A 22,576-nucleotide genomic window follows, 5' to 3' on the forward strand; every position below is an offset into this window, starting at 1 on the left:
CATTCATTTGTCATGGGAAGACGACCTGCCCCCATACATTCTATTCTGTCAGCCGCACCTTACTGCGCGGCAGCGGCCACTTCGGCAGCCACGCGTTCAGTGGCATCCGGCATCGCCACGGAACGGGCACGCTGTGCCATATCGCGCAACGTGGCACGCTCCCAACCGGACAGCACATCGCTTACTGCATCAACACTCAGTGCCGACTGCTCAATAATTTTGGCCGCACCTGCCTGTTCCAGCGGCAGTGCATTCCAATATTGCTGCCGATCTTTATGCTGAAAGGGCACAAACAGCGCAGGCAAACCGGCGGCGGCAATTTCACTGACGGTAAGCGCACCAGAGCGGCACACCACCACGTCGGCCCAACTGTAGGCTTGCGCCATGTCATCAATAAATTCGGTGACTTTATGCTGCGGCACACCTGCTGCTGCATAAGCCTGCTGTACCTCAGACAACGCGCCTTTGCCCGTCTGGTGCCAGACAGTGACGTTAGCACCCAGTCGCGCGGCCACGTCCGGCAACGTGCGGTTTAGCACCCGAGCCCCTTGGCTTCCGCCCACCACCAGCACACGGATCGGGCCTTCACGCCCGGCCAAACGTTCATCGGGTGTAGGCAACGCCAGCACATCGGTACGAACCGGGTTACCCACCACGTCAGCGTTGGGAAACGCACCGGGAAAAGCCTGTAATACCTTGCGCGCAATGCGCGATAGCCAGCAGTTGGTTAATCCCGCAATGCCGTTTTGCTCATGCAGCACCACCGGGATACCGCATAACCACGCAGCGAGGCCGCCCGCTCCAGACACATAGCCGCCCATGCCCAGCACCACGTCCGGTTGATAGCGTTTCATGATCGCTTGCGCCTGACGCACCGCGCGATAAATCCGCAATGGTGCACACAGTTGCGCCGTAATGCCTTTGCCGCGCAAACCGGAAATACGAATAAAATCAATCTCAATGCCGTTTTTTGGTACCAAATCTGCTTCCATGCGATCGGAAGTTCCCAGCCAACGAACCTGCCAACCCTGCGCCATCAAATGATGTGCGACCGCCAGCCCTGGGAAGACATGTCCTCCGGTGCCACCTGCCATCACCATCAAGCGCTTACCTTCGCCACTCATTTGGCACTCCTCGTGAACGCCTGCGCCTTGGTCAGGCGCGTCTCAAAATCGATCCGCAACAGCAACACAATGGCGGTTGACATGATGATCAAACTCGAGCCACCGTAACTGATTAACGGCAGCGTCAACCCTTTGGTGGGTAACATTCCCGCAGCAGCGCCTACGTTTACCAGCGTTTGGAAACTAAACCAGATGCCGATAGAACATGCCAAAAAGCCGGAAAATCGCTGATCGATCTCCAACGCGCGCTTGCCGATGGACATGGCCCGAAAAGCGACGAAGAATATCATTAACAACGCCAAAACCACACCGATATAGCCGAGCTCTTCGCCTAAAATGGAAAAAATAAAGTCGGTGTGCGCTTCCGGTAAATACTCCAGTTTATGCACCGAGTTTCCTAATCCTTGCCCCCACAGCTCGCCGCGGCCAAATGCCATCAGCGACTGGGTTAACTGGTAGCCACTGCCAAACGGATCTTCCCACGGATTCCAAAACGACGTCACGCGGCGCATACGGTAGGGTTCCGCCACAATCAGCAAACCGACGGCAAACATGCCGCAGCCAATGATGGAGAGAAACTGCCACAGCTTGGCACCAGCCAAAAACAACATCGCCAGCGTGGTGATAAACAGCACAACCACCGTTCCCAGATCGGGCTGCGCCAGCAGTAGAACGGCCAGCACCACCATCACGCCCATCGGTTTGCAAAAGCCCCAGAAGTTGTTACGAACTTCCTCTACCTTGCGCACCATGTAGCTGGAGAGGTAGCAAAACAGCGCCAGCTTCGACAACTCCGCAGGCTGCACACGCAGTGGCCCTAGCGCGATCCAGCGTGAAGCACCATTTACCGAACTGCCGACCACCAGCACCACTAGGAGCATCACCAGTGTGAGCAGTAGTAATATCGGACTGTAACGCTGCCAGACTTCCATCGGCACGCGCATGGTGATCAACGCCAACGCAAATGCCAGACCAAGGTAAAACGCGTCACGCTTGGCAAAAAAGAACGGGTCGCTGGTCAAGCGCTGCCCCACAGGCATGGATGCCGAGGTCACCATTACGAACCCGATGACGGCCAGCCCGAACGTCAGCCAGAGCAGGGTGCGGTCATACATCACGATGCTCTGCACATCGCTTTCCTGCGTCCCCATGACCCAGCCTTTCAGTCGTTCAATCACTGGCAGCCCAATAAAACGCATCAGCCAAGTTCCTCCGCCAATCGGGCGAACTCATCGCCGCGCTGTTCGAAGCTTTTGAACTGATCGAGGCTGGCACACGCCGGAGACAGCAGTACCAGATCGCCCGGTTCGACGCGCGTGGCAATAACGCGCAGAGTTTGCTCCATCGTCTCGGTTTGCTCTGCTATCTCTGGCCGCAACGCCGCCAGTTGGGCGCCATCACGCCCGAAGCAATACAGGCGAATATTGTCACCCTGAACATAACGCAGCAGCGGCGAAAAATCGGCTGACTTACCGTCGCCTCCTAACAGCAAGTGCAGTGTGCCTTTAACGTGTAATCCGTTCAGCGCCGCTTCCGTGCTACCAACGTTGGTTGCTTTGGAATCGTTAATCCAGCGCACGCCGTTACGCTGCAACACGCACTGGAAACGGTGCGGCAAACCGGTAAAGGTGGTGAGTGCCGTTAACGCGGGCGCGCGAGGAATTTCCACCGTATCCGCCAATGCCAGCGCCGCCAGCGCGTTGGTGTGGTTATGTTGCCCCACTAGGGAAATCTCTTTGGTATTCAAAACGCGCTCGCCTTTCACACGTAACCAAGTTTCGCCCTGCTGGGTGTTGAGGTGATAGTCGCCCATGTCCACGCCAAAGCTGATGCAGCGAGCGTCAGCGCCTTTAATCGGCATAGTTAGCGCGTCATCAGCATTCACCACACACACCTGCGCATGGTCATAGATACGTAACTTGGCAGCACGATACTGTTGGATACCAAACGGATAGCGGTTGGTATGATCTTCCGTAACGTTGAGAATGCTGGCAGCGGCGGCGCACAGGCTGGACGTGGTTTCCAATTGGAAGCTCGACAGCTCCAGAACATACAGTTGGCACGGCTGTTTCAGCAGCGTCAGCGCCGGCAGGCCAATATTTCCGCCGACACCGACCGCCCAACCGGCTGCCTTAGCCATTTCGCCGACCAGCGTAGTGACCGTACTTTTACCGTTGGAGCCAGTAATAGCCACAATCGGTGCCTGCGCTTCACGGCAGAACAACTCGATATCGCCCACAATATCTACGCCTGCGGCGGCGGCATCGGCCAGCGCGGGTGTTGCCAGTGCAATACCGGGGCTGGCGACGATCAGGTCAGCCGCTAACAGCCACTCTTCATTTAACGAACCAAGGTGGCGATCAACCTCGGCAGGCAACTTATCCAAACCAAGCGGACTAACACGGGTATCCACCACGCGCGGCGTCACACCGCGCGTCAGGAAGAAATCAACGCAGGAAAGCCCGGTTATCCCTAGGCCAATAATGACAACGTTTTTACCCTGATAGTCCATCATAGTGTTACCGTACCTTCAGCGTTGCCAGGCCAATCAGCACCAGCATCAGCGAAATAATCCAAAAACGCACAATCACGCGCGGCTCTGGCCACCCTTTAAGTTCATAGTGATGGTGAATCGGTGCCATGCGGAAGATACGCTGCCCGCGTAGCTTGAATGAACCGACCTGAAGGATCACCGACAGGGTTTCAACCACGAACCCCCCGCCCATAATCACCAGCAAGAATTCCTGACGCAGCAGGACGGCAATGCTGCCCAACGCGCCGCCGAGCGCCAGTGAGCCGACATCGCCCATAAATACCTGCGCCGGATAGGTGTTAAACCACAGGAAACCTAGGCCCGCGCCGACGATCGCCGTACAGACGATCACCAGTTCACTGGCGTGGCGGATATAAGGGATATGCAGGTAACCGGCAAAATTCATGTTGCCCGTCGCCCACGCCACCAGCGCAAAACCAGCGGCAACAAACACGGTCGGCATAATCGCCAAACCATCCAATCCGTCAGTGAGGTTGACCGCGTTACTGGTGCCGACGATGACAAAGTAGGTCAGCAAAATGTAGAGCAGGCCCAGTTGCGGCATCACATCTTTAAAGAACGGTACCACTAACTGCGTGGCCGGTGTGCCTTTGCCGATGGCATACAGGGCAAACGCCACCGCCAGCGCAATCAGCGATTGCCAGAAATATTTCCAGCGCGCGATCACCCCTTTGGTGTCTTTGCGTACCACTTTGCGGTAATCATCGACAAAACCGACGATACCGTAGCCCAGCAGCACCAGCAGCACACACCACACATAGGGGTTGGACAAATTGGACCACAGCAGTACCGAAAAGATGATCGCTGCCAGAATCATGACACCGCCCATGGTTGGCGTGCCGCGTTTGCTGAAATGAGACTCAGGCCCTTCATTGCGCACCACCTGCCCGATCTGCAATTTTTGCAGCCAGGCGATCAGATGCGGTCCCATCCACAAGGAGATCACTAACGCGGTCAGCAGGCTGACAATGGCGCGAAACGTCAAATACGAGAAGACGTTAAAGCCGGAATAAAACTTGACCAGATGTTCGGCTAGGCACACTAACATGCTGCATTCTCCTGTAATGCATGTACCACATGCTCCATCGCAGAACTCCGGGAGCCTTTAACCAAAATGCTGATCGTGCCATGCGCCGACAGCAACGTTTGCAAACGCGCGATCAATGCGGCCCGATCGGAAAAATGTTCACCACGTTCACTGGTGAGGCTGATGGCCTGACTTAAGGTGCCAATGCTCAACACCGTATCAATGCCTGCGTCACGCGCCACTTCGCCCACCTTCTGGTGACACCCCTCGGCATCCTCACCAAGTTCACCCATGTCGCCCACCACCAGTACGCGGTAGCCCGGCATCTCCGCCAGCGTGTGGACCGCCGCAGTCATCGACCCCACATTGGCGTTGTAGCTGTCATCCAGCAGCAGTTTTTTTGCCGCCAGCATGATGGGGAACAAGCGCCCCGGCACGGCCTTGAGCTGCGCCAGCCCGTCTTTTACCTGCTGCAGCCCTGCACCTACGGACATCGCCAATGCGGCAGCCGCCAGCGCGTTTGCCACGTTATGTCGACCCGGCAGCGGCACGTTGACCTCCAGCGCACCAAACGGCGTATGGAGTTCAAACAGGGTGCCCCCACCTTCATTGCGAATATCGCTGGCGTAGTAGTCTGTGTATTCACCTTGCTGCGGTGAAAATTGCCATACTGTTTTGTCGCGCAGCACGTCGTGCCACCGCGTCAGGTCATTGCTGTCGGCGTTAATCACCGCAATACCCTTGGTGGGCAAACCGTTAAAGATCTCCCCTTTGGCGCGCGCTACGCCGTCCAACGATCCAAACCCTTCCAGATGTGCGGCTGCCAGATTATTCACCAGCGCGCTATCCGGACGTACCAGATTGATGGCATAGGCAATCTCACCAATATGGTTAGCTCCCAACTCAATCACCGCAAAGCGATGATCAAGGGTGAGGCGCAGCAACGTTAACGGCACGCCAATGTCATTATTGAAATTGCCGTCGGTGTAAAGCACGTCACCACACTGACGCAAAATCGCTGCCGTCATCTCCTTGACGGAGGTTTTGCCGGAAGAGCCGGTCAGTGCCAGCACACGCGCAGAAGATTGGCGACGCATCCAGGCACCCAGTTCGCCCAATGCCAGACGGGTATCCCCCACCAACAGTTGTGGCACGTCGATAGGTAAGTGCTTACTGACCAACAGAGCCGCCGCACCACAGCGTACTGCCTGATGGGCATAATCATGGGCATCAAACTTTTCACCGCGTAGAGCGATAAACAGGCAGTCCGGCGTCAATTTTCGGGTATCGGTGCACACTGTTTCCACCGCCACATCCTCCCCTAGGAGTGTGGTATTTAACACCGTGGCCAGCTGCTGCAACGTCACGCGAATCATGCGATAACCCCCAGCAGACGCGCGGCAGTCACGCGATCGGAATAATCGAGACGCTGATTGCCTACCAGCTGATAATCTTCATGGCCTTTACCTGCAATCAACACAATATCGTCCACGTTGGCCTGCATAATGGCACTGGTCACCGCTTCAGCGCGACCATGCACCGCCAGTGCTCGTCCGGCATCCACCAAACCGGCAAGAATGTCTTTCACGATAGCCTGCGGCTCTTCGCTCCTAGGGTTATCGTCCGTCACCACAACGCGATCGGCCAGTTGTTCCGCGATGGCCCCCATAAGTGGGCGCTTACCTTTGTCACGATCGCCGCCGCAACCAAATACGCACCACAGTTGACCGGAGCAATGCGGACGCGCCGCTGCCAGCGCTTTCTCCAGCGCATCCGGCGTGTGGGCGTAGTCCACAATCACAGTCGGTTTACCCGGTGCTTTAAACACTTCCATGCGACCGCAAACCGGCTGCAATTGTGCGCCAGTTTCCAGTAATCTATCCAGTGGGTAGCCAAGGGAAAGTAACGTTGCCAGTGCCATTAGCAGATTGCTGACGTTAAATTCACCCATAAGGCGACTTTCTATGCGGCCGCTGCCCCATTTAGAGTCAAACGCAATTGAAGCGCCTTCGTCGTGATAATCGACGGCGGTGGCTTTCAGCCAGCGGCCACGGCAGCCTGGCACCAGATTATTGTACAGCGACACCGCCACTGCATCCGCCAGCTGCGCCAGCCAGCGTCGCCCCACCCCATCGTCGGCATTAATGATCGCCTGACCCACTTTATGTTCTGAGAAGAGAGACCACTTGGCAGCCTCATAGCTTTCCATATCACCGTGGTAATCCAGATGGTCGCAGCTCAGGTTGGTGAAAACCGCCGCCGCAAACGGCAACGCGGCAACACGATGTTGTACCAAGCCGTGCGAGGAAACTTCCATCGCAGCAAAAGTAGCGCCTTGTTCAACCAGCTGATTCAGAACGTGCTGTATATCGACGGCCGAGCCCGTGGTGTTCGCTGTGGGATTGACGCGCCCTAACAGACCATTACCCACGGTGCCCATCACGGCGCTGGTATCGCCCAGCAGTTGGCTCCATTGGGCCAGCAACTGTGTGGTTGTGGTTTTGCCGTTGGTGCCGGTCACACCGAGCAGCCGTAATTTTTCCGCAGGCTGCTGATAAAAACGCCCCGCCAACGCCGACAAACGTTGGTTCAAATTACTCAGATACACAACCGGAACGCCGTGCATTTCACGTACCGTGCCATCGGCAGCTTCACCGTCTGCCTCTGCGATCACGGCCGCCCCCCCTTGCGCAATCGCCTGAGGAATATAGCGACGCCCATCCACGCTGTGGCCAACTAGGGCCACAAACAGATCGCCCGCCGCTGCAACACGGCTGTCCAGCGTCATTTCCCGCAGTTGGCGCGGTGGGACATCCTGCACCCACAGTGCCAGTAAATCGCACAGATTACGATCTGCCACCTGAAACCTCTTTATGGTTAATCACAAAATCATTTTTATCGCCGACGGGCAGCGCATCCGGCTCAACGTTCATGGTGCGCAGTACGCCGCCCATGATGGCGCCGAACACCGGCGCAGAAACCGCACCACCATAGTAGTTACCCGCCTTAGGATCGTTAATCACCACCACCAGCGCAAAGTGTGGGTTGCTGGCAGGCGCGACGCCTGCGGTATAGGCAATATATTTATTGATGTATTTGCCGTCCGGTCCCACTTTTTTTGCCGTACCGGTTTTAATGGCAACACGGTATCCCTTGATCGCAGCCTTGGTTCCGCCACCACCGGGCAGTGCAACACTTTCCATCATATGCACCACTGTGCGCACGATAGGCTCGGCGAAAATGCGTTCCCCCGGCACTGGTGGATCGACTTTGGTAATGGAGAGCGGACGATAGATACCATAGCTACCAATAGTGGCGTAAACGCGCGCCAGTTGCAGCGGCGTCACCATCAATCCATAGCCGAAAGAAAAGGTGGCCCTCTCTATGTCAGACCACCGTTGTTTTTGAGGGTATAATCCACTACTTTCTCCGACCAACCCCAAATTGGTCGCTTTTCCCAAACCAAAACGCGAGTAAGTGTCTACCAGCGCTGAGGAGGGCATCGCTAACGCCAGCCGTGAAACACCGACGTTACTCGACTTTTGTAGTATCCCGGTCAGAGTCAGTTCCGCGTAGCGGGCAACGTCTTTGATCTCATGACCGTTGATGTAATAGGGCAAGGTATTGAGCAGGCTGTTTTCTTTGACAACGTTACGTTGCAGCGCCGTCATCACCACCATCGGTTTTACCGTCGAACCCGGTTCAAAAATGTCGGTAATAGCGCGGTTACGCATGACATCGGAGGGGGTACCCGCCAGATTGTTCGGATTGTAGGAAGGGCTGTTAGAAATCGCCAGCACTTCACCAGTACTGACATCCAGCAGCACGGCGGTGCCAGATTCGGCATTATTGAAGGCCACGGCGTTGTTCAGCTCGCGATAAACCAATGCTTGCAGGCGCTCGTCAATGCTCAACATCAGGTTGTGTGCAGCCTGACTGTCAACGGAAGAGATATCTTCAATCACGCGACCAAAACGGTCTTTGCGCACCGTACGCTCACCCGGTTGCCCGGTCAGCCAACGATCGAAACTTTTCTCAACGCCCTCAATGCCCTGCCCATCAATATTGGTGAAACCAATCAGGTGAGACGTCACCTGACCAGCAGGATAGTAACGGCGTGACTCCTGGCGCAGATAAATGCCCGGCAGCTTGAGTTTGTTAACATATTCACCGATAGCGGGGTTCACCTGACGCGCCAGATAGACAAAGCGCCCTTTCGGGTTAGCGTTGATTTTCGCCGCTATCTGATCGAGCGGCAAATCCAGCGCATCAGAAAGCGCTTTCCAGCGGGTGTCGAGCGACACGCCGCCGTGTTCATTCAACTCTTTGGGATCGGCCCAGATGGCGTTAACGGGCACGCTGACCGCCAACGGACGCCCGGCGCGATCGCTGATCATGCCGCGCGCAGTGGGAACCTCCTGCACACGCAGGGAGCGCATATCCCCTTCACGTACCAGTTGATCCGGGTTGATCACCTGCAAATAGGCGGTGCGCAACATCAGCCCCACCATTGCGAACAGTATGCCTGTACAGAGCAACGCAAAACGCCAGCTTACAAAGCTGGCCTTATCTTCCTGTCGTTTCAACTTTCCTGTGCGCGCTGCTTTCATGCCAAATGAGTACCTATGTTCTCATGCTCAACCAGACTCACTGTTTGACTACGATATTTTCCTGCGCCGGGTCCACGTGCCCCATGTGCAGCTTTTCCGTTGCGATACGCTCCACCCGACTGTGATCGCCCAAGGCGTTCTCTTCCAGAATCAGGTTGCGCCATTCGATATCCAACGCATCACGCTCCAACAACAACTGCTCGCGCTGTGCGGTCAGCAAGCGCGTCTTATGCGCGGTCGTCACCAGCAGCACCGCAGAAACCAACGCACCAATCAGCAGCAGCACTGGCAATTTGCCGTGACGAAGAATGTCCTGGCCGATAATGCCTGCTAGGCTGTGCCGCTCGTTGCTTATCATTCCGCTAGCCGTTCCGCGATACGTAACACAGAGCTACGCGCTCTCGGGTTTTCTGCCACTTCGGCTTCCGGCGGCATCATCTTGCCTACCGTTTTCAGCGTTTGACCGCCTTGCGCCCGCAGTTGTGCTTCAGTAAGCGGGATCCTAGCTGGCACCTGTGGCCCACGGCTGTGATGACGCATAAAACGCTTCACAATACGATCTTCCAGCGAATGAAAACAGATGATCGACAAGCGGCCCTGCGGTGCGAGTGCCGTCAGCACGCCGTTCAGCGCCTGCTCGATCTCATCCAGCTCACTGTTGATATAGATACGGATTGCCTGAAAACTGCGGGTTGCCGGGTGCTTATGCCGCTCTTTGATCGGGCTCTCCGCCGCAATCAGCGCCGCCAACTCGCCTGTGCGCGTCATCGGTTCTGTGCTGTTACGTTCCACAATGGCGCGCGCAATCCGCTTGGCAAATCGCTCTTCGCCAAAGGTTTTCAATACCCATGCAATGTCATCGACTTCTGCAGTTTGCAACCATTGCGCCGCTGACTGCCCGCGCGTCGGGTCCATACGCATGTCCAACGGGCCATCGCGCATAAAGGAAAAACCGCGTTCAGGATCGTCCAGTTGTGGCGAAGAGACGCCCAAATCGAGCAACACGCCGTCAATACGCCCGGTTAACCCCAGGGTCTCCACGTAACTTGCCAGCGCTGAAAAAGGTCCGTGAACAATAGAAAAACGGGAATCTTGAATCGCCTCTGCTGCCGCTATAGCTTGAGGATCGCGATCGATAGCCACAAGGCGTCCTTCCGGTCCGAGACGGGAAAGGATCAGCCGCGAATGGCCACCACGGCCAAACGTGCCATCGATGTATGTGCCGTCAGCGCGGATATTGAGGCCATTAACCGCTTCATCCAACAACACAGTGGTGTGTTTATAATTTTCCGGCATGTATTTATTTCAGCATGACTACAGTGATAAATCCTGCAATCTCTCGGACAACAGGGCGTCAGAGGATTGCTCAGCGTCAATATCGTCCTTGACCTGTTGATACCAAGCCTGCTCATCCCACAGTTCAAATTTGTTGAACTGGCCGACCAGCATCACTTCTTTCGTCAGGCTCACATGTTGCCGTAGCGTACTGGCAATCAGCAGACGCCCGGCATTGTCCATCTGGCACTCACTGGCATGCCCCAATAGCAACCGCTGCACGCGGCGCTCAGCGGGATTCATGCTCGACAGACGTGACAACTTTTGTTCAATGATTTCCCACTCAGGCAGGGGATAAAGCAGCAGACAGGGATGATGGAGGTCAATGGTGCAAACCATCTGACCTTGCGATGTCTCTGACAGTGTTTCCCGATAACGGGTAGGAACGGCGAGCCGACCTTTACTGTCGAGGTTAATCAGCGTAGCCCCACGAAACATGCTCGAGTTACCCCTTCATGACCCCTTTCACCACTTTATCCCACAAATTCCCACATTAATGAGTTTACGGAGGGTATGAAAACCTTGTCAAGCCAGAGCGGACGCACTTTGGAATTATTTCTGCCTCAACACGGACATGAATGGCATAAAATGGAATAATAGACGGAAATTAAGGGAGATTAACGCCATGAAAATTTGAGGAAAAATTATTTCTGGATAAACAATCAGAAATAAAGAGTAATAATTTCTCATTTTTACTTAAATTTACCATTAATCATAAAACCCTTGTGTCACCGTCGCCGGAGGGAGCCTGTACACGAGATTGTGTAATTGCCTGATTTTGATATAGCCAAGCGACTTAATTTTGATTACACCATATGAACTGAGAACAAAATCTCTGTATCGCAACCACTCTCTCTTTTTTTGCTTGTGCCCATTTATGCTCAATGGGGTTAAGATCTGGCGAATATGTAGGCAAATACTCCACCATATACCCTGCCTCGATGATGACTTGTTGAATATTATGTTTTTTGTGAAAAGTTGCATTGTCCATCACGATTACCCTGTTTTTAGGGAGTACTGGGATAAGGACTTGTGTGACCCAGGAATAGAAAACATCGCTGTTAATATTGATATCAAATAATCCGATAGCAAACAGCGTTGTGCCTAATAAAGCGCCGATAACATTTGTTCTTCCCTTGGCTCCCCCGTTCTTCAGGCCAAAACACCGTTGACCTTTTGGGGAATAGCCGTGAGTCCGTGGGGTATCATGTGGAAAACCACTTTCATCAATAAAAACAATAGGGCTACCTTCTTTTTCATACTATTGTATTTTTTGTTGAAATGCTTGCCGGGCGCTTTCGTCGGCTTTCGGATGACGTAGAGTTTTTTTATAGGTCAATCCCAGCTTTTTAAGAGCTTGCCAAATGGCCTTCTGACAAACGCCAAAACGCTCTGCACGTTCTTTTTGGTAAGCATCTGGATATGGTTCAACATCTTTTATCAACTCGGATTTATCGCTCTTTCGCTGACGCGTGGTCGATGCTTTTGACGCTATTTGATTAATCCAATGCGATACAGAGGCAGGGCCAATCCGAAATTGCTTCGCTGTTTCTCGGATACTCAACCCTTCTTCTTCCTCATTGCCTGTGTGGACGGTCTGAAAGGGTTCCCGGATGCCATTAACACGATCTACCCGGAAGCCCGCATCCAGTTGTGCATCGTGCACATGGTGCGCAACAGTCTGCGCTTCGTTGCCTGGAAGGACTATAAGGCGGTAACACGCGACCTCAAAGCAGTGTATCAGGCTCCAACCGAAGAGGCCGCGCTTCAGGCGCTGGAGACGTTCGGTGGGACATGGGATCACCGCTATCCGCAGATAAGCCGGAGCTGGCAGTCAAACTGGGCCAACCTGTCGACATTCTTCTCGTACCCGCAGGAACTTCGCAAGGTAATCTACACGACGAACGCTATAGAATCACTGAACAGCGTGCTCCGGCATGCAATCAAGAAACGCAAGGTATTTCCGACTGATGACTCGGTGAAGAAGGTCGTATAGCCAAGCGACTTAATTTTGATTACACCATATGGACTGAGAACAAAATATCTGTATCGCAACCACTCTCTCTTTTTTTGCTTGTGCCCATTTATAGCCAAGCGACATTATTTTGATAACAATTAGCTGTATTTTTTGCCACATATCAGGGCATTGGCTGTAATCATTTTTAAGTCGGTTGGCTATATGCCAAAGGGATGACCACCCGCGAAATTGCCGCTGCGTTCAAAGAACTGTATGACGCGGATGTCTCACTCGCCCTAGTATAGAAGGTCACCGATGCCGTTATGGAGCCGGTTGTTGAATGGCAAAACCGCCCCCTGGATGCGGTTTATCCCATTGTTTACCTTGACTGTATCGTTCTGAAAGTCCGGCAGGACAGCCGCGTTATCAATAAGTCTGTGTTCCTGGCGCTGGGTATCAATATCGAAGGCCAGAAAGAGCTACTGGGGATGTGGCTGGCCGAAAATGAAGGTGCAAAGTTCTGGCTGAACGTGCTGACAGAACTGAAAAACCGTGGCCTGACCGACATCCTCATTGCCTGTGTGGACGGCCTGAAAGGGTTCCCGGATGCCATCAACACGGTCTACCAGGAAGCCCGCATCCAGCTGTGCATCGTGCACATGGTGCGCAACAGTCTGCGCTTCGTTGTCTGGAAGGACTATAAGGCGGTAACACGCGACCTCAAAGCAGTGTATCAGGTTCCAACCGAAGAGGCCGCGCTTCAGGCGCTGGAGACGTTCGGTGGGACATGGGATCACCGCTATCCGCAGATAAGCCGGAGCTGGCAGTTAAACTGGGCCAACCTGTCGACATTCTTCTCGTACCCGCAGGAACTTCGCAAGGTAATCTACACGACGAACGCCATAGAATCACTGAACAGCGTGCTCCGGCATGCAATCAAGAAACGCAAGCTGTTCCCGACTGATGACTCGGTGAAGAAGGTCGTATGGCTGGCAATCCAGGCGGCATCACAGAAATGGACGATCCCCTTACAGGACTGGCGTATGGCAATGAGTCGCTTTATTATCGGGTTCGGTGACCGCCTTGACGGTCACTTCTGAGGAAAGGCATTTACACAAAATCTTAAACAGGCTCTAACCGGCGGTAAAACAAGCGGATGCAGCCCAGTTTCACCATTGCTAGATAGTTTCTTGCCATTTTTTCATAACGTGTGGCGATCCTTCGATATTCCTTTAAACGCCCAAAACACCTTTTCACAACGTTGCGGCGGCAATAAGCATCATGATCAAGTTGCGAGCGTCCATCTGAAGCCAGTTTTTCATTTGATTTTCGGGGAATAACCGTTTTTATCCCTCTTTTTTTCAACTCGTTACGTAGTGCATTCCCAGAGTAGGCTTTGTCAGCCAGTACTGCATGGCCACGACGCTTCATGCTGCCGTTCTGGCGTTGCACGCCAATTCCGTCCAGGAGTCGTAACGCAAACAGGCTTTCGTGACCCTGCCCAGCACTCAGTACGATGTTTAGCGGGATGCCGCTTCCGTCAGTCGCCATGTGGATTTTGGTGCCATAACCACCTCGTGAGCGACCCAGGCTATTATCGTTGGTAATATCGAGATGTTTTTTTGAGCGCCAGCCGCACATTTGAGCGCACGGATATTACTGTCATCCAGCGCAGTGGCTGACCAGTCAACAAGTCCATGAGCATCAAGAAATGAAAGTAACTTATTGAAAATAATGTTAATTATTCAAGACCTTGACCATCTATTGAAACGGTTATAAACGGTTTTCCATGAGCCGTAACGTTCAGGTAAATCACGCCATGGTGCGCCTGAACACAGTATCCAGAACATGCCGTTGAAGATTTTTCGATGTTCTGCCCACGGCCGGCCGGCCCGCGGAGATGTCAAAACGGTTGGCAACAAGGGCTCAATGATTGCCCATGCTTCATCAGAAATATCGTGGCGAGCCATAATCAAAAGTGTCGTAGAAACAGATGGATACTATAGCTCAAGCAATTAAGGGACACAGCCTAGTAGTATCACTACGCTTATTTTTCGTTCTAGATTTTCTCAGCGACGCAATACTAACCAGATAGTAAGGGTATTGATGTGATCTGTTTTTAAAATTTGCGAAAAGTCGCAGATTGTGCCCTACAGGCTAAACGCAGTTCTTCTGCGAGAGGCCCCCGGCTTTCGCCGAGGACGACACACAAGGGGATTGCGCTGCCTTACGCCGCATTGGGGTTACGGGTGGTCACGTCACTTGGCAGGTTACGCAGCAGTAACGCAAACTTCAGCGCCACGTCATCCGCCACTGGCAGGTAAACGATATGCCCGTTGCCTGGTGCGACATCGATGGCTTCACCTTTGGCGTTTTGCAGCGCATCTAGCGTGAATTGAATGTTGCCGTTCGGCGTCATCATCTCCACGCTGTCACCGAGGGAGAACTTGTTTTTCACTGCCACTTCAGCCAATCCGTTACGCCGTTCGCCGGTAAATTCACCAACAAACTGCTGACGATCCGATACTGAATAGCCGTACTCGTAGTTCTGATAATCTTCATGAACGTGGCGACGCAGGAAACCTTCGGTATAACCACGGTGTGCCAGACCTTCCAGAGTTTGCAGCTGTGTCGGATCGAAGGGTTTGCCTGCGACGGCATCGTCGATCGCTTGGCGGTAAACCTGTGCCGTGCGGGCGCAGTAATAGAAGGATTTGGTGCGGCCTTCGATCTTGAGCGAGTGCACATGCATCTGGGTTAAACGTTCCACGTGCTGAATGGCTCGCAGATCGCGTGAGTTCATGATGTAGGTGCCGTGCTCATCTTCGAACGCACTCATGTATTCACCGGGACGCAGGTTCTCTTCCAACATAAACACTTTGTCAGTCGGCTCACCAATACCCAGCGTGGGTTCTACATTCTGCACCGGAATCGGTTCATGCAGGTGAACGATATTGCCGGTATCATCTTCTTTCCCTTCCTGCACTTTGTATTCCCAACGGCAGGCGTTGGTACAGGTACCCTGATTGGGGTCACGCTTATTGATATAACCGGAAAGCAGGCAGCGGCCAGAGTAGGCCATGCACAATGCGCCGTGCACGAAAATTTCCAGCTCCATGTCCGGTACCTGCTGGCGAATTTCGGCAATCTCTTCCAGTGAGAGTTCGCGAGACAGGATCACGCGGCTCAGTCCCATCTGCTGCCAGAATTTCACCGTTGCCCAGTTCACCGCATTGGCTTGCACTGAAAGGTGAATTTGCATGTGTGGAAAGTTTTCTCTTACCAGCATGATCAGGCCGGGATCGGACATGATCAACGCATCCGGCCCCATATCAATCACGGGTTGAAGATCGCACAGGAAGGTTTTCAGCTTGGCGTTATGCGGGGCGATGTTCACCACCACGTAGAATTTTTTCCCCAGTTCGTGGGCTTCATTGATGGCGAGCGCCAGCGTCTGGTGATTGAATTCGTTATTACGTACTCGCAGGCTGTAACGGGGTTGACCGGCATAAATCGCATCAGCGCCATACGCGAAGGCGTAGCGCATATTTTTCAGCGTACCGGCCGGAGAAAGCAGTTCCGGTTTAAACATGGTGTCTCTCTGGTCTGATCACAAGTCAGGCTGTTCCCCGAGGGAACAGTAAAGGAGGGGGATTCTAGCGCTAATGTCGGTAAAAATCAGCTAACGACGCAGAAAAAGTGTGGCTATTGCCCACGCGCACGCCGGCGTGGGCAACGAGAATTATAGCTAAAAGACTTAATTTTGATTACACCATATGGACTGAGAACAAAATCTCTGTAGAGCCTGTTTAAGATTTTGTGTAAATGCCTTTCCTCAGAAGTGACCGTCAAGACGGTCACCGAACTCGATAATAAAGCGAATCATTGCCATACGCCAGTCCTGTAAGGGGATCGTCCATTTCTGCGATGCCGCCTGGATTGCCAGCCATACGACCTTCTTCACCGACTCATCAGTCGGGAACACCTTGCGTTTCTTGATTGCATGCCGGAGCACGCTGTTCAGTGATTCTATAGCGTTCGTCGTGTAGATTACCTTGCGAAGTTCCTGGGGGGACGAGAAGAATGTCGACAGGTTGGCCCAGTTTGACTGCCAGCTCCGGCTTATCTGCGGATAGCGGTGATCCCATGTCCCACCGAACGTCTCCAGCGCCTGAAGCCATAGGTATCTACACATCATAAAGGGTTAAAAACCAGCATAGCTAAGTGGGCAAGTTCTTCCGGGGTATAGTCTGCTAATAACGTCAAGGTATTTAGCAGGATGGATAGTCCGGCAAGCAGTGCTGGGGTGCTTTCTTTACGCCCTCGTTTTTGTTGTCGTCCGGATAATCGGCAAATTAACTGACGGGCTGCCGCATTGTCGTCTCCTTCAGCGCGCTGCAGCCGCCATACCAGCACACATGCCATGCTAGCTATCAATAACCTGCGTAGCAGGGCACCAGCACTGCGCTCAAGCCATTTTTCTACATCATGAGCGGCACCTTTCAGCAGCTTAAAAAAGGATTCAATACCCCAGCGCCAGTAATACCAGCGCGCGACTTCCGCGCTGGTGATCTCGTTACTAACGTTTGTGAGCAGCGTCCAGCGTCCGATAAATTTACCGTGAGTATCGGTAAGGCGAACCACAACTAATCTGAGTGTCAGAGCTACACCTGGCTGAACTTTCACTCACCGTCGGATAAGTTGAGATCATGCAGCAACGTAATAGCAGATATTGCAAAAGATGTGTAGATACCTATGGCCTGAAGCGCGGCCTCTTCGGTTGGAACCTGATACACTGCTTTGAGGTCGCGTGTTACCGCCTTATAGTCCTTCCAGACAACGAAGCGCAGACTGTTGCGCACCATGTGCACGATGCACAACTGGATGCGGGCTTCCGGGTAGACCGTGTTGATGCCATCCGGGAACCCTTTCAGGCCGTCCACACAGCCAATGAGGATGTCGGTCAGGCCACGGTTTTTCAGTTCTGTCAGCACGTTCAGCCAGAACTTTGCGCCTTCATTTTCGGCCAGCCACATCCCCAGTAGCTCTTTCTGGCCTTCGATATTGATACCCAGCGCCAGGAACACAGACTTATTGATAACGCGGCTGTCCTGCCGGACTTTCAGGATGATACAGTCAAGATAAACAATGGGATAAACCGCATCCAGGGGGCGATTTTGCCATTCAACAACCTGCTCCATAACGGCATCGGTGACCTTCGATACCAAGGCGGGTGAGACATCCGCGTCATACAGTTCTTTGAACGCAGCGGCAATTTCGCGGGTGGTCATCCCTTTGGCATACAACGATAAAATCTGGTTATCCATCCCGGTGAGCCGGGTCTGGTTCTTCTTCACCAGTTGCGGTTCAAAGGAAGCATCACGATCACGTGGTGTACGCAGTTCCAGCGGATCATCGCCGGTGGTAACAGTCTTTGTGGAGTAGCCATTGCGCGTGTTAGTTCCAGATTTGGACTGGTGCTTCTCATGCCCGAGGTGATGGGTCATTTCAGCATTAAGGGCAGCTTCAACGCTGATCTTTTTCAGCAGGCGATCAAACTGGTTGAGAGCGTCAGGGGTTTTGAGATTTTTGGCCAGCTCGTTAGCCAGAGCCTGTAACTGTTTTTCGTCCATAAAGTAACCTGCTTTTGATGTTGGATTGAACATATCAAAACCAGGCAATTACACAATCTTGTGTACAGGCTCCGGACTCACGGCTATTCCCCAAAAGGTCAACGGTGTTTTGGCCTGAAGAACGGGGGAGCCAAGGGAAGAACAAATGTTATCAGCGCTTTATTAGGCATAACGCTGTTTGCTATCGGATTATTTGATATCAATATTAACAGCGATGTTTTCTATTCCTGGGTCACACAAGTCCTTATCCCAGTACTCCCTAAAAACAGTGTAATCGTGATGGACAATGCAACTTTTCACAAAAAACATAATATTCAACAAGTCATCATCGATGCAGGGTATATGCTGGAGTATTTGCGGCTTTGTTGAATAAATCAGAACTTGTAACGACTGCGCCCCATACGGGTCGATTGTTACGTGATGCGAATACTGTTCGGCATTCCTAATAGCGTGATCAGGTTAAGCGCTTTGACCATGGCCATGGCTTCACCCACCTGACCATCGTAGTCTCTCAGACTTAGATGACCACCCAGAAGCCTTTTGAACCGGAACATGGCCGTTTCAGCCACTGAGCGCCGGTGATAGCCCACTTTCTTTTTCCAGATATCGTTACTACCGCTAATGCGCTGATTTGCAACAGCGTGGTTACGCTCGTGGTAGCGATCTTGCCAATATTGCGCCCCCCTTCGTGGCGGGATAAGCGGCCTTATTTTCTTCCTCACCAGAGCATCATAGCAGTAAACTATATCGTAAGCGCCGTCAGCCGATGCCTCTCTGATTTTCCGGTGGGTCTGGTTTATCAGCGCCGGTAGAGCTTGGGCATCAGTCGTACCACTGAGCGACAAATCCGCACAGATAATCTCATGCGTCACACTGTCTACTGCCAGGTGCAGCTTACGCCATACCCTGCGTCTGTCGGCACCATGCTGCCGGACTTTCCATTCGCCTTCGCCAAAGACCTTCATGCCGGTTCCATCAATGACCAGATGTGAGATTTCACCACGGGTTGGCGTTTTTATGCTGATGTTCACTGTCTTTGCTCGCTTGCTGAGCAGCGAATAGTCTGGACAATGGAGCGACAATTTAATCAGTTTAAAAATCGAGTCACCAAAGCCCTGTAAAGCCCTCAATGAAAGGCCAAACACGCGTTTCATCATCAGGACTGTAGTGATGGCCATATCTGAGTAGTGGAGCGGTCGTCCACGCCGTTCAGTAGTGTTTTTTTCCGTCCATGCAGAATGGCTGATTCATCTAGCCATACGGTTAGAGAACCGCGCTGCTTGAGGGCCTTGTTATAAGAGGGCCAGTTGGTGATTTTAAAATTTTGTTTTGCCATGGAGACCTGATTTTGAAACAACTGTGTTGATCTGCTCCGATGATTACCCAAAAGTTCTATTTATTCAACAAAGCCTATTGTGTAATCAAAATTAAGTCGCTTTGCTATAAGGGATACAGCCTAGTCTGCGCCGAGCAACATACACTCACAAAGAAGACCTTTCAGCTGGTGAGAAACGTCAACGCCACACGACAATCAAGCGTGGCGTTTTCTGATAGCAACACCCCGCCATTTACCTTATTGCTAACAAAACCCCTTCAGGCGAATCTGAAATGACGCAACGAGCACAGCATCGTTTTGGCAATGTTTAAAATTCATGCACGTACGCTCTCTATACTGTCCCCGGATTTTTCAGGCGGATTTAACATGATGAAATGTACTATCGCGGGCACCGGTTACGTCGGGTTGTCGAACGCAGTGCTATTGGCCCAGCACAATCAGGTGGTGGCTCTCGACGTTATCGAACACAGAGTGGCACTTTTAAACCAGAACGTGTCGCCGATTGTTGATAAAGATATTGACCATTATCTCAAGGAAAAACCGCTCAACCTGGTGGCTACAACGGATAAAAAGTTGGCCTATCAGGACGCGGATATCGTGATTATCGCCACGCCGACCAACTACGATCCCATCACCAATGCGTTCGATACCCAGTCGATTGAATCCGTGGTGCAGGATGTGTTATCCATCAACCCCGATGCGCTTATCGTCATAAAATCAACGGTTCCCGTCGGATACACTCAACAACTGCGGTGTACCTTTGCCACGGATAATATTATTTTCTCTCCCGAATTTCTGCGCGAGGGAAAAGCGCTGCACGACAATCTCTACCCTTCACGCATTGTCATTGGAGAACGCTCGCCGCGCGCAGAACGCTTTGCCGCCTTGCTACTGCAAGGGGCAATCAAGAAAACGGTGCCAGTGCTCTACACCGATGCCACGGAATCGGAGGCCATCAAGCTGTTCGCCAATACCTATCTCGCCATGCGCGTCGCCTATTTCAACGAACTCGATAGCTATGCACAGATGCATACGCTAGATAGCAGACAGATTATTGAAGGGGTCGGGTTAGATCCGCGTATCGGCTCGCATTACAACAACCCGTCATTTGGTTATGGCGGCTATTGTTTGCCCAAAGACACCAAGCAATTGTTAGCCAATTATGCCAGCGTCCCTAACCGGCTGATTTGTGCCATCGTCGAGGCAAATCGCACGCGTAAGGATTTCATTGCCGATGATATTCTCAAACGTAATCCCAGCGTGGTAGGTGTTTATCGTCTGGTGATGAAAACAGGCTCCGATAACTACCGTGCTTCAGCAATTCAAGGTATCATGAAACGGATCAAAGCCAAAGGTATTGGCGTCGTGGTCTATGAACCAGTGCTGACGGAAGAGACATTTTTCCGCTCTCCGGTGATAAACGATCTGGCAACGTTCAAACGCAAGGCTGATTTGATCATCTCAAACCGCATGGCGCCGGAGTTGGAGGATGTCGCAGATAAAGTCTATACCCGCGACCTGTTTGGTTTGGATTAAACCGGTTGACCGGCCTGCTGCACACGGCGGCGACGCGCATAATACCGGCCCCACAGCAGGCCCAGCGTGGCCGCAATCAGCGAGCCCAACAGCACCCCTAGCTTGGCCGCGCCCAGCAGTTGCGGATCGTCGAAGGCTAACATGGCGATAAAGATCGACATGGTAAAACCGATACCGGCGAGCAGCCCAATCAAAAACACACCGCGCCAAGATACCTCTGACGGTAACTGGCACACACCAAAGCGTACCATTAGCCAGCTAACACCGACTACACCCAGCAACTTACCGGCTACCAGTGCCAGCGTAACGCCCATCATCACGCCGAGTGGCCCCGCGCCCGACAAATCAATGCCATTCATGCTTACCCCGGCGTTCGCCAGAGCAAACAACGGCATCACGCCATAAGCCACCCAAGGGTGCAGCGCCATCTGCACGCGAGTGACAGGCGGCAACACTTCACGCTGAGCACGATGTAACTGCTTAAGCGGTGTGACTAACTGCTCCGCAGGTGTATCCGGCTTGTGCATCAGATCGCGCACAATGTAAGAAAGGCGCTCCAATGGACGCTCCTTCATCACCCGCACGGAGGCCACCGGGGTGATGAGTCCTAAGACTACCCCCGCTAATGTCGGGTGCGCTCCCGTGAGCAGAAAACCCAACCACACGATGATACCGGGAATGACATAGGCCCAAGCCGACCCGATGCCAATCTTCTGAAGCCCAAACACCATCAATACGCCCACCAGCACGGGGATCAAGCCGTGGTATTCAAGCCCAGCGGAGTAGAAGAACGCGATGATCAAAACGGCGATAATGTCATCAATAATGGCTAACGCCAGCAAAAACACCCGTACATTGCCGGGAATGCCTTTGCCCAACAGTGCCAGCACCCCCACGGCAAACGCGATATCCGTTGCCGTCGGCACCGCCCAGCCTTGTTGCTGCAACGGCGTGCTGTTCACACTCAGATAAATCAACGCGGGTACTATTACGCCGCCCGCGGCGGCAGCGATCGGAAGCATAGCTTGCCGCAGGCTGCTTAGCGCACCTTCATGAATTTCACGACGGATCTCCATACCGACCACTAAGAAGAACAGTGTCATAAAGGCGTCGTTGATCCAGAAATGCAGTGAATGCGTGATTTTCGTGTTGCCAATACTAAAAGAGATCGGTAGATGCCAGAGCGCATGGTAGCTTTCCGCCCATGGCGAATTGGCCCAAACCAATGCCGCAGCAGCAGCCACAAGCAGCACAATGCCGCTTACCGCTTCAATATGGAGAAAACGTTCAAGGGTGGCAAAAGCGCGTTCCGCCAAACGCTGAGCACGAGGAATGCCCTGCGGGGACAGGTGTCGATTCATGGTTGTTATCACTCCGCGTGGCGGCCCGACCAACGCACAAACCTGTCCCACCACAACATGTGGCTAACACCCGTCACCTTTTTACCGAGAATGTTGGATGAGT

At 53.0% G+C, this 22,576-nt stretch carries 18 protein-coding genes and 6 pseudogenes; 4 read left to right on the forward strand and 20 right to left on the reverse strand.

Features of this window, described 5'->3' with window-relative positions:
- Positions 1 to 59 precede the first annotated feature (59 nt).
- From murG to ACD630_RS03400, 12 genes are all read right to left on the reverse strand, one after another.
- Positions 60 to 1,124: an undecaprenyldiphospho-muramoylpentapeptide beta-N-acetylglucosaminyltransferase gene (gene murG / locus ACD630_RS03345; protein WP_430358120.1), complete on the reverse strand. Its 1,065-nt coding sequence runs from the start codon at positions 1,122 to 1,124 to the stop codon at positions 60 to 62.
- Positions 1,121 to 2,323 (reverse strand): cell division protein FtsW, encoded by a 1,203-nt coding sequence (gene ftsW / locus ACD630_RS03350; protein ID WP_430358121.1) that lies wholly within the window; start codon positions 2,321 to 2,323, stop codon positions 1,121 to 1,123. Before ftsW ends, murG begins: the two co-directional genes overlap by 4 nt.
- Positions 2,323 to 3,639 carry a UDP-N-acetylmuramoyl-L-alanine--D-glutamate ligase gene (murD, locus tag ACD630_RS03355; RefSeq protein WP_430358122.1) on the reverse strand — a complete coding sequence of 439 codons (1,317 nt, stop codon included), beginning with the start codon at positions 3,637 to 3,639 and terminating at the stop codon, positions 2,323 to 2,325. The genes ftsW and murD overlap by 1 nt, the downstream gene beginning before the upstream one ends.
- 4 nt (positions 3,640 to 3,643) lie before the next feature.
- The gene (mraY, locus tag ACD630_RS03360; RefSeq protein ID WP_430358123.1) at positions 3,644 to 4,726 is read right to left on the reverse strand and encodes a phospho-N-acetylmuramoyl-pentapeptide-transferase; all 1,083 of its coding nucleotides are present in this window, start codon (positions 4,724 to 4,726) and stop codon (positions 3,644 to 3,646) included.
- Positions 4,720 to 6,081: a UDP-N-acetylmuramoyl-tripeptide--D-alanyl-D-alanine ligase gene (gene murF / locus ACD630_RS03365; protein WP_430358124.1), complete on the reverse strand. Its 1,362-nt coding sequence runs from the start codon at positions 6,079 to 6,081 to the stop codon at positions 4,720 to 4,722. The genes mraY and murF overlap by 7 nt, the downstream gene beginning before the upstream one ends.
- The gene (murE, locus tag ACD630_RS03370) at positions 6,078 to 7,565 is read right to left on the reverse strand and encodes a UDP-N-acetylmuramoyl-L-alanyl-D-glutamate--2,6-diaminopimelate ligase (protein ID WP_430358125.1); all 1,488 of its coding nucleotides are present in this window, start codon (positions 7,563 to 7,565) and stop codon (positions 6,078 to 6,080) included. The genes murF and murE overlap by 4 nt, the downstream gene beginning before the upstream one ends.
- The gene (locus ACD630_RS03375) at positions 7,552 to 9,315 is read right to left on the reverse strand and encodes a peptidoglycan glycosyltransferase FtsI (protein WP_430358126.1); all 1,764 of its coding nucleotides are present in this window, start codon (positions 9,313 to 9,315) and stop codon (positions 7,552 to 7,554) included. Before ACD630_RS03375 ends, murE begins: the two co-directional genes overlap by 14 nt.
- A 37-nt stretch (positions 9,316 to 9,352) precedes the next feature.
- Positions 9,353 to 9,673: a cell division protein FtsL gene (ftsL, locus tag ACD630_RS03380; RefSeq protein ID WP_430358127.1), complete on the reverse strand. Its 321-nt coding sequence runs from the start codon at positions 9,671 to 9,673 to the stop codon at positions 9,353 to 9,355.
- On the reverse strand, positions 9,670 to 10,611 hold the full coding sequence (gene rsmH / locus ACD630_RS03385) for a 16S rRNA (cytosine(1402)-N(4))-methyltransferase RsmH (RefSeq protein ID WP_430358128.1): 942 nt from the start codon (positions 10,609 to 10,611) through the stop codon (positions 9,670 to 9,672). Before rsmH ends, ftsL begins: the two co-directional genes overlap by 4 nt.
- 18 nt (positions 10,612 to 10,629) lie before the next feature.
- Entirely contained in the window at positions 10,630 to 11,088 is a 459-nt protein-coding gene (gene mraZ, locus ACD630_RS03390; RefSeq protein WP_430358129.1) for a division/cell wall cluster transcriptional repressor MraZ, read from the reverse strand.
- 358 nt (positions 11,089 to 11,446) lie between these two features.
- A complete protein-coding gene (locus ACD630_RS03395; protein WP_430359873.1) occupies positions 11,447 to 11,890 on the reverse strand; it encodes an IS630 family transposase in 444 nt (147 codons plus the stop codon).
- 21 nt (positions 11,891 to 11,911) lie between these two features.
- Entirely contained in the window at positions 11,912 to 12,214 is a 303-nt protein-coding gene (locus ACD630_RS03400; RefSeq protein WP_430358130.1) for an IS630 transposase-related protein, read from the reverse strand.
- 12 nt (positions 12,215 to 12,226) lie between these two features.
- Between ACD630_RS03400 and ACD630_RS03405 the strand changes: the two are divergent.
- Positions 12,227 to 12,643, forward strand: a pseudogene (locus ACD630_RS03405) (IS256 family transposase); the annotation flags it as partial.
- 12 nt (positions 12,644 to 12,655) lie between these two features.
- Here ACD630_RS03405 and ACD630_RS03410 read toward each other — a convergent pair.
- A complete protein-coding gene (locus tag ACD630_RS03410; protein ID WP_430358131.1) occupies positions 12,656 to 12,787 on the reverse strand; it encodes a hypothetical protein in 132 nt (43 codons plus the stop codon).
- 38 nt (positions 12,788 to 12,825) lie between these two features.
- Between ACD630_RS03410 and ACD630_RS03415 the strand changes: the two are divergent.
- Positions 12,826 to 13,707: pseudogene (locus ACD630_RS03415) on the forward strand (IS256 family transposase); the annotation flags it as partial.
- A 22-nt stretch (positions 13,708 to 13,729) separates the two neighbouring features.
- On the opposite strand, the pseudogene ACD630_RS03420 reads toward ACD630_RS03415, so the two are convergent.
- The 5 genes and pseudogenes from ACD630_RS03420 to ACD630_RS03440 form a co-directional block, all read right to left on the reverse strand.
- A pseudogene (locus ACD630_RS03420) lies at positions 13,730 to 14,577 on the reverse strand (IS5 family transposase).
- Positions 14,578 to 14,834: 257 nt separating this feature from the next.
- Positions 14,835 to 16,199 (reverse strand): tRNA 5-hydroxyuridine modification protein YegQ, encoded by a 1,365-nt coding sequence (yegQ, locus tag ACD630_RS03425; protein ID WP_430358132.1) that lies wholly within the window; start codon positions 16,197 to 16,199, stop codon positions 14,835 to 14,837.
- A 243-nt stretch (positions 16,200 to 16,442) separates the two neighbouring features.
- Positions 16,443 to 16,781: pseudogene (locus ACD630_RS03430) on the reverse strand (transposase); the annotation flags it as partial.
- 20 nt (positions 16,782 to 16,801) lie between these two features.
- On the reverse strand, positions 16,802 to 17,293 hold the full coding sequence (locus ACD630_RS03435; RefSeq protein WP_430358133.1) for a hypothetical protein: 492 nt from the start codon (positions 17,291 to 17,293) through the stop codon (positions 16,802 to 16,804).
- A gap of 53 nt (positions 17,294 to 17,346) precedes the next feature.
- Positions 17,347 to 18,240 (reverse strand): annotated as a pseudogene (locus tag ACD630_RS03440) (IS256 family transposase); the annotation flags it as partial.
- Between the two features lie 60 nt (positions 18,241 to 18,300).
- Between ACD630_RS03440 and ACD630_RS03445 the strand changes: the two are divergent.
- On the forward strand, positions 18,301 to 18,609 hold the full coding sequence (locus ACD630_RS03445) for a transposase (RefSeq protein WP_430358134.1): 309 nt from the start codon (positions 18,301 to 18,303) through the stop codon (positions 18,607 to 18,609).
- Positions 18,610 to 18,653: 44 nt separating this feature from the next.
- Here ACD630_RS03445 and ACD630_RS03450 read toward each other — a convergent pair.
- Positions 18,654 to 19,576: pseudogene (locus ACD630_RS03450) on the reverse strand (IS5 family transposase).
- A gap of 369 nt (positions 19,577 to 19,945) precedes the next feature.
- Between ACD630_RS03450 and ACD630_RS03455 the strand changes: the two are divergent.
- Positions 19,946 to 21,112 carry a nucleotide sugar dehydrogenase gene (locus ACD630_RS03455; RefSeq protein ID WP_430359874.1) on the forward strand — a complete coding sequence of 389 codons (1,167 nt, stop codon included), beginning with the start codon at positions 19,946 to 19,948 and terminating at the stop codon, positions 21,110 to 21,112.
- Here ACD630_RS03455 and nhaA read toward each other — a convergent pair.
- Entirely contained in the window at positions 21,109 to 22,473 is a 1,365-nt protein-coding gene (gene nhaA / locus ACD630_RS03460; protein WP_430358135.1) for a Na+/H+ antiporter NhaA, read from the reverse strand. The genes ACD630_RS03455 and nhaA overlap by 4 nt on opposite strands.
- Positions 22,474 to 22,576 lie beyond the last annotated feature (103 nt).

Source organism: Symbiopectobacterium sp. RP (assembly GCF_050472005.1).
GTDB lineage: Bacteria > Pseudomonadota > Gammaproteobacteria > Enterobacterales > Enterobacteriaceae > Symbiopectobacterium.

What these genes read in the sequence shown, in the direction of transcription:
- ftsW (WP_430358121.1), bottom strand. Translation starts at nt 2,323, where the DNA reads ATGCGTTTTATTGGGCTGCCAGTGATTGAACGACTGAAAGGCTGGGTC.
- murG (WP_430358120.1), bottom strand. Translation starts at nt 1,124, where the DNA reads ATGAGTGGCGAAGGTAAGCGCTTGATGGTGATGGCAGGTGGCACCGGA.
- mraY (WP_430358123.1), bottom strand. Translation starts at nt 4,726, where the DNA reads ATGTTAGTGTGCCTAGCCGAACATCTGGTCAAGTTTTATTCCGGCTTT.
- ACD630_RS03375 (WP_430358126.1), bottom strand. Translation starts at nt 9,315, where the DNA reads ATGAAAGCAGCGCGCACAGGAAAGTTGAAACGACAGGAAGATAAGGCC.
- murD (WP_430358122.1), bottom strand. Translation starts at nt 3,639, where the DNA reads ATGATGGACTATCAGGGTAAAAACGTTGTCATTATTGGCCTAGGGATA.
- ACD630_RS03410 (WP_430358131.1), bottom strand. Translation starts at nt 12,787, where the DNA reads ATGTGGCAAAAAATACAGCTAATTGTTATCAAAATAATGTCGCTTGGC.
- ACD630_RS03455 (WP_430359874.1), top strand. Translation starts at nt 19,946, where the DNA reads ATGAAATGTACTATCGCGGGCACCGGTTACGTCGGGTTGTCGAACGCA.
- mraZ (WP_430358129.1), bottom strand. Translation starts at nt 11,088, where the DNA reads ATGTTTCGTGGGGCTACGCTGATTAACCTCGACAGTAAAGGTCGGCTC.
- ftsL (WP_430358127.1), bottom strand. Translation starts at nt 9,673, where the DNA reads ATGATAAGCAACGAGCGGCACAGCCTAGCAGGCATTATCGGCCAGGAC.
- murF (WP_430358124.1), bottom strand. Translation starts at nt 6,081, where the DNA reads ATGATTCGCGTGACGTTGCAGCAGCTGGCCACGGTGTTAAATACCACA.
- yegQ (WP_430358132.1), bottom strand. Translation starts at nt 16,199, where the DNA reads ATGTTTAAACCGGAACTGCTTTCTCCGGCCGGTACGCTGAAAAATATG.
- rsmH (WP_430358128.1), bottom strand. Translation starts at nt 10,611, where the DNA reads ATGCCGGAAAATTATAAACACACCACTGTGTTGTTGGATGAAGCGGTT.
- nhaA (WP_430358135.1), bottom strand. Translation starts at nt 22,473, where the DNA reads ATGAATCGACACCTGTCCCCGCAGGGCATTCCTCGTGCTCAGCGTTTG.